12 protein-coding genes are annotated in these 11,876 nt (G+C 35.0%); 6 read left to right on the top strand and 6 right to left on the bottom strand.

Features of this window, described 5'->3' with window-relative positions:
- Positions 1–149 precede the first annotated feature (149 nt).
- Positions 150–440 carry a GNAT family N-acetyltransferase gene (locus GFU89_RS11030; protein WP_318847191.1) on the top strand — a complete coding sequence of 97 codons (291 nt, stop codon included), beginning with the start codon at positions 150–152 and terminating at the stop codon, positions 438–440.
- Here the strand turns inward: GFU89_RS11030 and GFU89_RS11035 are convergent.
- The 5 genes from GFU89_RS11035 to smpB all read right to left on the bottom strand — a co-directional run bounded on the left by GFU89_RS11035 (position 429) and on the right by smpB (position 5,169).
- Complete coding sequence (locus tag GFU89_RS11035) at positions 429–1,400, bottom strand: glycosyltransferase family protein (protein ID WP_318847192.1); 972 nt, start codon at positions 1,398–1,400, stop codon at positions 429–431. The genes GFU89_RS11030 and GFU89_RS11035 overlap by 12 nt on opposite strands.
- The gene (locus GFU89_RS11040; protein ID WP_318847193.1) at positions 1,401–2,225 is read right to left on the bottom strand and encodes a UDP-2,3-diacylglucosamine diphosphatase; all 825 of its coding nucleotides are present in this window, start codon (positions 2,223–2,225) and stop codon (positions 1,401–1,403) included.
- 57 nt (positions 2,226–2,282) lie between these two features.
- Complete coding sequence (locus GFU89_RS11045) at positions 2,283–3,023, bottom strand: YebC/PmpR family DNA-binding transcriptional regulator (RefSeq protein WP_318847194.1); 741 nt, start codon at positions 3,021–3,023, stop codon at positions 2,283–2,285.
- A gap of 95 nt (positions 3,024–3,118) precedes the next feature.
- Positions 3,119–4,633, bottom strand: coding sequence for an OmpA family protein (locus tag GFU89_RS11050; protein WP_318847195.1), 1,515 nt, complete (start codon positions 4,631–4,633; stop codon positions 3,119–3,121).
- A 77-nt stretch (positions 4,634–4,710) separates the two neighbouring features.
- Entirely contained in the window at positions 4,711–5,169 is a 459-nt protein-coding gene (gene smpB / locus GFU89_RS11055; RefSeq protein ID WP_045501613.1) for an SsrA-binding protein SmpB, read from the bottom strand.
- A gap of 121 nt (positions 5,170–5,290) precedes the next feature.
- On the opposite strand from smpB, the gene GFU89_RS11060 reads away from it, so the two are divergent.
- Positions 5,291–6,913: an ABC-F family ATP-binding cassette domain-containing protein gene (locus GFU89_RS11060; protein WP_318847196.1), complete on the top strand. Its 1,623-nt coding sequence runs from the start codon at positions 5,291–5,293 to the stop codon at positions 6,911–6,913.
- 79 nt (positions 6,914–6,992) lie between these two features.
- On the opposite strand, the gene GFU89_RS11065 is transcribed toward GFU89_RS11060, so the two are convergent.
- Entirely contained in the window at positions 6,993–7,805 is an 813-nt protein-coding gene (locus GFU89_RS11065; protein WP_318847197.1) for a M48 family metalloprotease, read from the bottom strand.
- A gap of 92 nt (positions 7,806–7,897) precedes the next feature.
- Here GFU89_RS11065 and GFU89_RS11070 point away from each other — a divergent pair, with 92 nt between their 5' ends.
- The 4 genes from GFU89_RS11070 to GFU89_RS11085 all read left to right on the top strand — a co-directional run bounded on the left by GFU89_RS11070 (position 7,898) and on the right by GFU89_RS11085 (position 11,838).
- On the top strand, positions 7,898–8,923 hold the full coding sequence (locus GFU89_RS11070) for a hypothetical protein (protein WP_318847198.1): 1,026 nt from the start codon (positions 7,898–7,900) through the stop codon (positions 8,921–8,923).
- An 80-nt stretch (positions 8,924–9,003) separates the two neighbouring features.
- Positions 9,004–10,716, top strand: a complete 1,713-nt coding sequence (gene recJ / locus GFU89_RS11075; protein WP_318847199.1) for a single-stranded-DNA-specific exonuclease RecJ — start codon at positions 9,004–9,006, stop codon at positions 10,714–10,716.
- Between the two features lie 128 nt (positions 10,717–10,844).
- A complete protein-coding gene (gene nadD / locus GFU89_RS11080) occupies positions 10,845–11,429 on the top strand; it encodes a nicotinate (nicotinamide) nucleotide adenylyltransferase (protein ID WP_318847200.1) in 585 nt (194 codons plus the stop codon).
- A gap of 70 nt (positions 11,430–11,499) precedes the next feature.
- Positions 11,500–11,838, top strand: coding sequence for a DUF3817 domain-containing protein (locus tag GFU89_RS11085; protein ID WP_318847201.1), 339 nt, complete (start codon positions 11,500–11,502; stop codon positions 11,836–11,838).
- Positions 11,839–11,876: the final 38 nt, after the last annotated feature.

Genomic DNA, 11,876 nt, shown 5'->3' on the forward strand with positions numbered 1-11,876 from the left:
AAGTGAATTGACAGTATCGTAAATTGATCATTCCCGATTGCTTATTGCTTATTGCTTATTGCTTATTGCTTATTGCTTATTGCTTATTGCTTATTGCTTATGCAAAGGTCGGTGCAATTTTTGTATGTTTAATATTAAAGTGTAGAATCATGAAATTTGAAAACAATAAATCCGGAAACGGTGGAGTTCTTACCCTAAATAACGAAATAAAAGAAGTAGGCAGGCTTACCTATACCATTTTCCCTGAAGATCATAAATTCATTATCTCTTTTGTATTGGTACATCCCGAATTTGAAGGAAGAGGATTGGGGAAATTTTTAGTGGAAGAAGCCATTAAATTTGCAAGAGAAAACAATTGGAAAGTATATCCGCACTGTTCCTATGCAAGATCTGTGATGATGAGAATGAGTGATGTGGAGGATATATTTTTAAAGAATTAAAACTTCATTCAATAGAATATCTTCAATATCATCCGGGTAATCTACTTTGAGATGATGATCAGAAGCAACCCATTCCATAATTTCCTGAAGATTTAAAACCTTAGAATTGGGTATTCCCATTTTGTCAAGAGCGCATGCATTACATTCCTGTTCATATTGATTATGGATAGGAATCACGAATAATTTTTTATCCATAAACAGTGCTTCTGCAGGAGATTCAAAACCTGCATTGCATAAAATCCCGTCACAACCTTCAAAGTATTTCAGATACTGGCTTTCATCAATAGGAAATACTTCCACATTTTTTACTTTGACCTGTACTTTACTGTATTTTGAGAACACTTTCCATTCAACAGGAATTTTTCTTAAAACCTTGATGATATTTTCATCAGCAAAACTCGGAAGATACACAAGGTAATATCCCTGTTTGTAAGGATTAAGATTTCTGATTTTCTTTCTGATCACTGGCTTTTTGATCTGGGGATGGTAATTTTCAAAATGGAATCCTATTTTCCTTTCACTGGGAACATAGTATTTTAAAATCATTTCTCCCAAAAAGTCTTTATTCTTTGGTTTGGGGGTTTCCGCAAAACTCATGGAAGCCTGGTGGCTAAGTTCTATCATCGGAAGCTTCTTCAGTTTGGCCGCCCATCCCGTCAGAGGTTCATAATCATTAATGATTAAGTCATATTGTGAGAGCTCCAATTCTCTGATTGTTTTGGCCGCTTCTAGGAATTTATTTTCAGTAAACGTTTTTCGGTAGGATAAACCGCCTGTTTTGTTATAAAGAAGGGAAATACCCCTGTATTGGAAATTGATGTCAAAATCAGCCTTTAATTGCGATTGATGCCCACTGATCAATGTATCAACGGATGCATATTTTTTGAGAAGAGGAATAATTTCCTGTGCTCTGGCCATGTGACCGTTTCCAGTACCCTGGAATGCGTACAAAATTTTCATTTAGGAAAAGTTGGTTACGATTTTTAAAAGAGCAGAATTATCCATTTCCGGAATTTCTTCCACTTCATCATCTTTCAGCAAATGTTTATGCTCATCATAATAAAAAATTGTCCATTCTTTATTATTATATTCTAAGGCTGAGAGATTTTCAATCCAATCTCCCGAATTCAGATAAGTACAAGATCCTTTTTTATTGACTACCTCACGAATCTGTGGCTGGTGGATATGTCCGCAAACTACATAATCATAATTATTGTCAATAGCCAGCTCTGAAGCCGTAAGTTCAAAATCCCCGATGTATTTTACTGCTTTTTTCACATTGTTTTTGATTTTTTTTGAAAATGAGTATTTCTCTTTACCCATTTTTTCTAAGAACCAATTTACAACATTATTGATAACAATTAGGAGATCATACCCTTTTCCGCCTAGTTTGGCGATCCATTTTGAGTGCTGAACGGATGCATCGAAAACATCACCGTGAAATATCCAGGTTTTTTTCTGATCAATATTCAGGCAGATTTTATTACAGACTTTAAGTTTTCCCAATTCAAAATCGGTGAACTTTCGGAACATTTCGTCATGATTGCCTGTGATGTAATAGACATCTGTGTTCTTGGTGGCCAATGAAAGAATCTTTCTGATTACTTTCAAATGAGGTTTAGGGAAGTAAGACTTTTTAAACTGCCAGATATCAATAATATCACCGTTCAAAACTAAAGTTTTGGGTTGGATAGAATTGAGATATCTCAACAATTCTTTAGCCTTACATCCATAAGTTCCCAGATGAACATCCGATATAACAACTAATTCAACGTTTCTTTTCATAGTTTTGTACAAAGAAACTAATTGAAAGTTAACTGTATATGAATGCTATATTATTTTTTATAAAGAGTCCATCAGCTCTTCTGTGATTTCCATATTGTGGTAAACGTTCTGAACATCATCATCCTCTTCGAAACGTTCAAGCATTTTCATATTAGCTTTGAACTGTTCAGCATTTACTTCTTTTGTATTATTTGGAATTCTTTGAAGTTCTGCACTTTTTGCTTCAATTCCAAGATCATCCAATTTGTGAGATAAAGAACCGAAATCTTCAAAAGCTGTTGTAATCATTACTTCATCTTCATCTTTTTCTACATCTTCCGCTCCACCATCAATCATTTCCATTTCGAAATCATCCCAATCCATTTTGATCTGAGTCAAATCAAGGGTGAAAATTCCTTTTCTATCAAAGATAAATGCCAATTCACCATTCTTACCAAGGTTACCGTCAAACTTATTGAAAACAGCTCTTACGTTCGCTACAGTTCTTGTTGTGTTGTTTGTAGTACATTCTACAAAAAAAGCAACACCACCCTGTCCGTAACCTTCATAAGTGATTTCTTCATAGTTCTCTGCATCAGCACCACTTGCTTTTTTGATGGCACGTTCTACGTTATCCTTAGGCATGTTTGCCCCTTTTGCATTCTGGATACATCTTCTCAGCGCCGGATTGGCTTCCGGATCTGTTCCACCCGCTTTTACAGCCAGTGCAATGTCTTTACCTATTTTGGAGAATGTTTTGGCCATTTTATCCCATCTGGCCATTTTAGAAGCTTTTCTATATTCAAATGCTCTTCCCATTTTAATTTTTAAATTTCCAACAAAATTACTCAAAAGTCAACAAAAAAAAAATACCTCCAAAAAAATTGGAGGTATTCATTATTTAGAAAAATTAATTATTTTTTCTTTTTAGCTGGAGCTTTCTTAGCCGGAGCTTTTTTAGCACCTTTCTTAACAGCTTTTTTAGCTGGTTTAACTACAGTTAAGTCATTTTTCTTGTAAGTTTCCCACTCAGCACCTGAGATCGCTCTTACGATAACTTTTCTGTCTTTTAATCTTTCAGCATCAGATGCAGTTGCAGGAACAGTAGCTTCCTGAGAACCGATACCAATAGATTTCAATGTCGCAGGGTTTACACCTCTAGCTTCTAAAGCACCTACTACAGAAGCAGCTCTTTCTTTAGAAAGTTTCAAGTTGTAAGCAGCAGCACCTTTAGCATCTGTCATACCTACTACTACGAAGTTCTCAGCATCAGCTTCTTTAATGATCTTAGCAGCGCTATCTAATTTTTCGTTAGACTGAGGTCTGATTGTAGCTTTGTTGAAATCAAATAAGATATCTTTTAATTGTTCAGTTACTACTACAGCTGTTGGTTTCTTAGGAGCTGGACATCCGTTGTATTCAGGAAGACCTGGAACAGTAGGACAAGCATCATCTTTATCTAAGATACCGTCACCGTCTGTATCTGGCCAAGGACAACCGTTGTTTTCAGCAGGACCTGCTACTGTAGGACAAGCGTCATCTTTGTCGATTACACCATCACCGTCAGTATCTGGCCAAGGGCATCCGTTGTTTTCAACTGGACCAGCCACTTCTGGACATTGATCGTCTTTATCTGGAACTCCATCACCGTCAGTATCAGGACATCCTTGGAATTCTGGTAAACCTGGAGTATCTGGACAAAGGTCATCTTTATCTAGGATACCATCCTTATCTCTATCTCTGTTTCCAAATCTGAATAAGATAGAAGCAGAAGCTTGCCAGAAGTTAGCAACTGTAGAGTTGTCACCTGGAGTTGATACATAATCCCCCTGAACACCAAGACCAAAGTTTTTAGTTACCCAGAAGTTAGCACCAGCACCTGTAGCCACAGTAAAGTGGTTAGCTTTACCGTTTTCGTTACCATCCTTACCATTAACAACAGCTTCGATTGGATTACCGTTAGCGTCAACAGATGTTCTAGGGAAAGTAAGAGCTGTATAGTCATGTCTTAAGTAGTTAGCACCAACTCTTAAATATGGATCAAACCAAGATTCTTCGTTCCATAAAAGACCTGCAGCGTGAGCCTGGAAACCAAGACCTGTCATTAGGAAAAATTCTTTCCCCATGTTGAATCTTTTGTTTTCAACATTCCCAACAGAAGTCTGCCAGTCAATTACTAAACCTTTACCAACATTTCTAGCAACTGTTAACTTAGATAATGGAGGTGTAATAGAAAAGTTGTTCACATTGAACATACTCTTCGTCAAATTGTTAGCAGAGAACGTATTACTGAAGTTACCTCTTGCTGCTACATGGTTTTCAGCATGAGCACCAACTCCGATTAACCACGGATTGTTGGTAGTCTGTGCGAAAACAGTAGAGGCAACAGTAAGCGCCAATGCTGAAATTCCTAATTTTAGATTTTTCATAGAATTAAATGATTAAATAATTGATAATGCAAAATAAATATAATTTTTCTTTATATACAAAGTTTTTCAAATGATTTTTAACTTTTCTTTAATATTCTGTCCAGGTTCCGTTTATTTTCTCTATCTTTTATCGCCTCTCTTTTATCGAAAAGCTTTTTACCTCTACCCAGCGCTATCAGCACCTTTGCTTTACCTCGATCAGTGATATATAATTTTAAAGGTATTATGGTGTTCCCAGCATCCTTTAACTTTTTTTCAAGTTTTTGTAATTCTTTTTTGTGCAAGAGCAATTTCCGTTCCCTTTTTGTTTTATGATTGTAAAAAGTGCCCAATTTATACTCATCAATCATCATGTTAATGATGTATAATTCCCCATCAATAAACTGACAGAACGATTCTGTGATAGATGCTTTGGATGAACGTAAAGATTTTATTTCGGTACCCGTCAAAACCATTCCTGCTTCATATTCTTCAAGAATTTCATATTCAAAGCGGGCTCTTCTATTTAATATACTAACTGTTTTCTCAATCTTCATCATTTTAAAATTTCGTTATTGAAATATATAAAAAATACCATACAATTAAAAACTTGACTATTATATTATTACAAAATACCCAAATTCTTTTTGTATTTTTGCGCCAAATTTACAAAACTATATGTTAACAGTATCTAACTTATCTTTACAATTCGGGAAAAGAGTTCTTTTTGACGAGGTAAATATTATGTTTACCAAAGGAAACTGCTACGGAATCATCGGAGCAAACGGTGCGGGAAAGTCTACATTCCTTAAAATATTAACAGGAAAGCAAGATCCTACAACAGGACATGTATCTCTGGAACCAGGGAAAAGAATGTCAGTTTTGGAGCAGGATCACTTTGCTTTTGATCAGTATACTGTTCTTGAAGCAGTTTTAAGAGGTAATAAGAAATTATTTGAGATAAAAGAGGAAATGGATGCGTTATACGCAAAAGAAGATTTCTCTGACGAAGACGGAATTAAAGCTGGTGAACTAGGTGTAATCTATGATGAAATGGGAGGTTGGACTGCAGAATCAGATGCACAGACCATGCTTTCAAACGTTGGAGTCAAAGATGATATGCACTGGCAGATGATGAGCGAACTTGAGAATAAAGACAAGGTAAAGGTTCTTTTGGCTCAGGCGCTTTTCGGAAATCCGGATGTATTGATTCTGGATGAACCAACCAACGACCTTGACATTGATACCATCTCATGGTTGGAAGATTTCCTTGCAGATTATGAAAATACAGTAATCGTTGTATCTCACGACCGTCACTTCTTAGATACGGTTTGTACACACATCGGTGACTTGGATTATGCTAAACTTAACCTTTACACAGGTAACTACTCTTTCTGGTACCAGGCTTCTCAATTAGCAACGAGACAAAGAGCTCAGGCTAACAAAAAAGCTGAGGAGAAGAAAAAAGAACTTCAGGATTTCATCGCAAGATTTAGTTCAAACGTTGCAAAAGCTAAACAGGCAACTGCAAGAAAGAAAATGATCGATAAATTGAATATCGACGACATTAAGCCTTCTTCAAGAAGATATCCAGCAATTATTTTCGAAATGGAAAGAGAAGTGGGAGATCAGATTTTAGATGTAAAAGGTCTTGAAAAAACAAAAGACGGAGAATTATTATTCTCAAACATCGATTTAAACCTTAAAAAAGGTGATAAAGTTGCTGTTCTTTCAAAAAACTCTTTAGCTATCACAGAATTTTTCGAAATTTTAGCTGGAAATATTGAAGCAGACAAAGGAACTGTTGCTTGGGGAGTTACAACAAACCAATCTCAAATGCCTTTAGACAACACTAAATTCTTCCAGGAAGATATCAGCCTGGTTGATTGGTTGAGACAGTTTACAAAAAATGACGAAGAGCGTCACGAAGAATTTGTAAGAGGATTCCTTGGAAGAATGCTTTTCTCAGGTGACGAAGCTTTAAAATCTTGTAAAGTACTTTCAGGAGGTGAAAAAATGAGATGTATGTTCAGTAGAATGATGCTTCAGAAAGCAAACGTTCTTTTATTAGATGAACCTACCAACCACTTAGACCTTGAAAGTATCACGACATTGAACAACTCACTGTCTAACTTTAAAGGAAATCTTTTATTATCTTCTCATGACCACGAGATGCTTTCAACAGTCTGTAACAGAATCATTGAACTGACTCCTAACGGAATCATCGACAGAGAAATGACTTATGACGAATATCTTGCTGATAAAAAAATTAAAGAATTAAGAGAAAAAATGTATTCTTAATCTACACAGCATTATAATGTATAGAAAACCCCTCAAAGTATTGCTTTGAGGGGTTTTTATTGAAAAATAAATTAAATAATTATTTCGTTAGTTTTGCAGTGGGTAAAGAGACCGTTCCTGGATCTTTCCACATCCCATCTTTTTCTGCTTTCTTTTTAATAGACTCTGCCCTTTTATTACTGTCAGGGTGAGAATTGAACATTTTCTCAAAGTTAGTTTGTGTACTTCCTTCTGAAAGTAAAGCTAATTTTTTGAAAGCTGTATAAGCTCCCACAACATCATATTTATTAGCTTTCATAAAGTCGTATGAATAGGTATCTGCTTCAGATTCCTGTTTTTTACTGTGTGAAGCATCCAAAAATGCATTAGCCATCTTTCCTACCTGAGTTTCATTCAGAGTAGCGACAGCAGAAGAAGCTGATGATGCTGCATCTAGTGCCGCTGCCTTCAGATAAGCAGATTTCATTGCATCTTTTGTGTCCTGATTTTTCACGTGGCCGATTTCATGTCCAATAACAGCAAGCAATTCATTGTCTGTCATGATATCCATCAGAGAAGAGAACACACGTACACTTCCGTCTGCACAAGCAAACGCATTGATATCTTTTACTTTATAAACTTTATAATTCAAATTCAGACCGTCCTGAGATTTGTGTTTTCCAAACAGTTTGTTCAGTCTCACAGTGTACGGATCTTTAGGTCCTGCTACGGCATTATTTTTATCCATCCAGTCTACTGATTCTTTGGATAATTTAACCGCATCTTCGTTCGTAAATGTTAGTGCTTTTGCTCCATTTGAAACCATTCCGGCAGCTTTCCCGAGGTTAATTTTTTGTGCATTGATCGAATACATAGCCCCCAATAGCGTAAGGCATAGCGTAATTTTTTTCATAGTCATTTAAATTTGGAGGACGAAGATAACCATTTTTCAACAATAATAAAGCTAAAAAAATAAACTCTATTTTTTTAATTTTAAAGGAAAAAATGAAAGCCATTTACCTGTTTACTCTATTCATCTTTTCTTTATTCACAGGGCAGGAAAAAATAAAATACAACATGCCCGATTATGAAGATGTAATGATGACCTCCAATACTTACAATCTGCCCTTTAACGTCAACTTCACATCATCAACTTACCTCCAAAACTTAAAAAGACTTGAACAGAAAAGCAATGGAGAGTATCTTAATATTTTAGAGTATGATAAAAATGGAAATTTGATTTATAAATATTATCGACAATATGTAAGTGAAAACTGGAGCGGAAAATATCTGACCATTATTGAAAGAAATATTTACAATGATAAAAACCAGCCAGTCAAAACCCTCATTCTTCACTCTAATGTTGGCGCAAGTTTAAATGAATATCATTATGATGCTTTAGGAAATATAATCCTTGTCAATAACACAGGAATTCCAATAATCGGGGGCAATGAAAATTCCTGGAGATATATTGAAGGCTTATTAAAAACCGAAGATTTTGACAAGGATAAAAATATTCTGAAGCTTAATAATAAAAAGAATAAAAGTTCTTATGTTTTTGAATATGATTTTAATAAAAAACTAGTGAAAGCATTCTCTAAGGATCTGCCGTCAAATCATGATTTCCATATTGTGTATCAATTTAGTGATTCAAACCAATTAATGTCAAAGACTGTTTTAGATCAAGGTAAAATCTTTTATGACAATTCTTATTTCACTGATTATAAAGATGATAAAAAGATCACAAAAGAATATGATGAGGAAAAGAATTTAAAACAAACCACAACGGAATATCCTGAGAATAAATTTACTGTTATCGAAACGGTTAATACTGAATATAAATTTGACCAGAAAAGAAAATACTTTGGAAAAACACTGATTTTTGATGATAGCTTTACTCAGGATAACAATGAAAAGACACTTGAAAAATATGATCTAGACAAGTATAATATTCCTGTAAAGATGACTGTAGAAAAGAATGGAAAAATAGATTCAACCGTTATTTTCACAAATAAGTACGAGTTTTATTAGACTTATTTCTGTTATTTTTTTAAATCTAATTTGCTGATTTTTAAAGAGGCTTTTAGAACTTTTTTCCTTATTTTTGTGAAATGAGTCAAAAATGGATTTACAAGCCTGAACCCGATGAGGAAGTTGTGGACAGACTAAGTTCGTCACTTGGTTTTGGTACTTTTGAATCTAAAATCCTCGTTTTAAGAGGGATTGACAACTATCAAAAGGCCAGAGAATTCTTCAAACCAAACCTTACCGATATACATAATCCTTTTTTAATGGCAGATATGCAAAAAGCTGTAGAGCGTATTGCAACGGCCATTGAAAATGGTGAAAAAATATTGGTATATGGTGACTATGATGTAGACGGAACCACAGCAGTTGCTTTAATGTATCTTTATCTCAGCAAGATTGTTGAGAAAAAATACTTAGACTACTATATTCCGGACAGAAATTCTGAAGGATACGGAATTTCTACTGAAGGAATTGATTTTGCCAAAGCAAACGGATTTTCATTAATCATTGCTCTGGATTGCGGAATAAAGGCCCTTGACATGATCAGCTATGCCAGTAATCTGGATATCGATTTTATTATCTGTGACCATCACCTTCCGGGTGAAGAAATTCCAGATGCAGCGGCTGTACTTGACCCTAAAAGAAATGACTGCCGATATCCTTTCAAAGAACTTTCAGGATGTGGTGTTGGCTTTAAGCTTTGCCAGGGATTAAATACAATTTATAAATTACCGGAAGCTGAATTATTTGAACTGACTGATCTTCTTGCCATTTCTATTGCTGCAGATATTGTTTCCATGACCGGAGAAAACAGAGTATTGGCTAAAATGGGATTAAAAACCCTTAGAAAGACCAGAAATCTAGGATTAAGACTATTAATTCCTGAGGACAAACTTTCTCATTTTGAAATTTCCAATATTGTTTTTGAAATAGCTCCTAAAATTAATGCTGCTGGAAGAATATCTCAAGGTAAAGCAGCTGTGGAACTTATGGTTTCCGACAATCTGAAACATGCAAATCAAATTGTAAGTGACATCATGGACCTCAACGATGAAAGAAGAGAACTGGATATGAATTCTACCCTTTCAGCATTGAACCAAATTATAGAATCTCAACAAGAAACCAAGCATACAACAATCGTTTATCATCCTGAATGGAATAAAGGAGTGATTGGTATTGTAGCTTCCCGCCTTATTGAAACCTACTATAAACCCACTCTGGTATTTACCGATGGTAATAACGGGGAAATGGTAGCTTCTGCAAGATCTGTTTCCGATTTTGATGTGCATGAAGCTCTTGATATGTGTTCCGAATACTTCCTTAAGTTTGGAGGGCATCATGCGGCTGCCGGACTTTCTATGGAGAAAGACAAGTTTGACGCTTTCAAGGAAAGGTTTGAAAAAATTGTTTCTGAAAAAATCAAAGAGCATCAGAAAGAGCCTTCTATTGCCATTGATACTGAAATTACAGTGGATGAAATTAACAGAGAGTTTATCAATTTCCACAGAAAACTGGCTCCATTTGGACCTCACAATATGAAACCTATTTTTACATTGACAGATCAGAAACTGTCTGGCTATGTGAAAACAATGGGGAAAGATAACAACCACCTGAAGTTTTATATCAAGCAGGAATCTACAGGACGAAATATCGAATGTGTGGGATTCAAGCTAGGACCATTTGTTGAAGATTTTAAAAATAAAAATTTCGACCTTGCTTTTACCCTTGAAGAAAATCACTGGAAAGGCAATGTTACTCATTATCTAAATATTAAGGATGTGAAGTTTAGGGATTGATGAAAGATGCAGGATTAGGTTACAGAGGATAGAAATCAGAACAATATCAAAGCCCGTTAACCTTAAAAAAGAATCCTGAGTCTAATATTTATATTCTAAATACTCTCACCCGCTATCCGCTACAAAAAATGAAAAAAATCGGTTTATTTTTCGGGTCATTCAATCCTATTCATATCGGACATCTTATTCTGGCGAATTATATTCTGGAAAATTCTGATATGGATGAGCTTTGGTTTGTAGTGAGTCCACAAAATCCGTTTAAAGACAAAAAATCTTTACTGAAAGATCATAACAGACTTGATATGGTACAGCTTGCGGTAAAGCATTATCCGAATATGAGAGCTTCTAATGTAGAGTTTTCTCTTCCGATGCCAAGCTATACTATTGATACACTTACCTATCTCCATGAGAAATATCCTGAATATTCTTTCAGCCTGATCATGGGAGAAGATAATCTGAAGAGTCTTCATAAGTGGAAAAATTCTGATGTTCTGATCAAAAATCATCATATCATAGTTTATCCAAGAGTATTTGAAGGAGAAAAGGCTGATGCTGATTATTTACAGCATGAAAATATTTCTCTCATAAAGGCTCCGGTTATAGAACTTTCTGCTACTGAAATCCGTACTATGATTAAAGACGGAAAAAATGTAAGACCTATGTTGCCACCTGAAGTTTTTGAATATTTGGATGGTAGCAGTTTTTATAAGTAATTTTGCAAATCAGAAATGAGAAGTTAGAGAAAGACTCTTTACTATTAACTCTCAACTCATAATTAAAGGAATGGATTTCATCGAAAAATTTTTCTCAAAATATTCTCAGGAAAAAATCATTAAATGGTTTAAACAGGTTTGTCTTGCAGAAGCCTTTTCATGTCTTTTACTGTACTGTGTTGCAATGATTTGGATACGATATGATGAAAATTTATATTCTATTATCTTCATCAGCGTCATTGGCAGTTTACACGGATTATTTTTTACGCTTTACCTTCTACTCTGCCTTCCTGCAAGAAAAATTTATCATTGGGATGATGAAGATTTTGTTTTTGCCTTATTATCTGCATTCTTCCCTTTTGCAACAGTTTGGGTAGACAAAAAACTGGCCCGTTTTGACAGAGAATAAATAATAAATATACCGCATAAAAAAAGGACCTTTTCGGT

It is taken from the genome of Chryseobacterium sp. JV558, assembly GCF_033712365.1.
GTDB lineage: Bacteria > Bacteroidota > Bacteroidia > Flavobacteriales > Weeksellaceae > Chryseobacterium.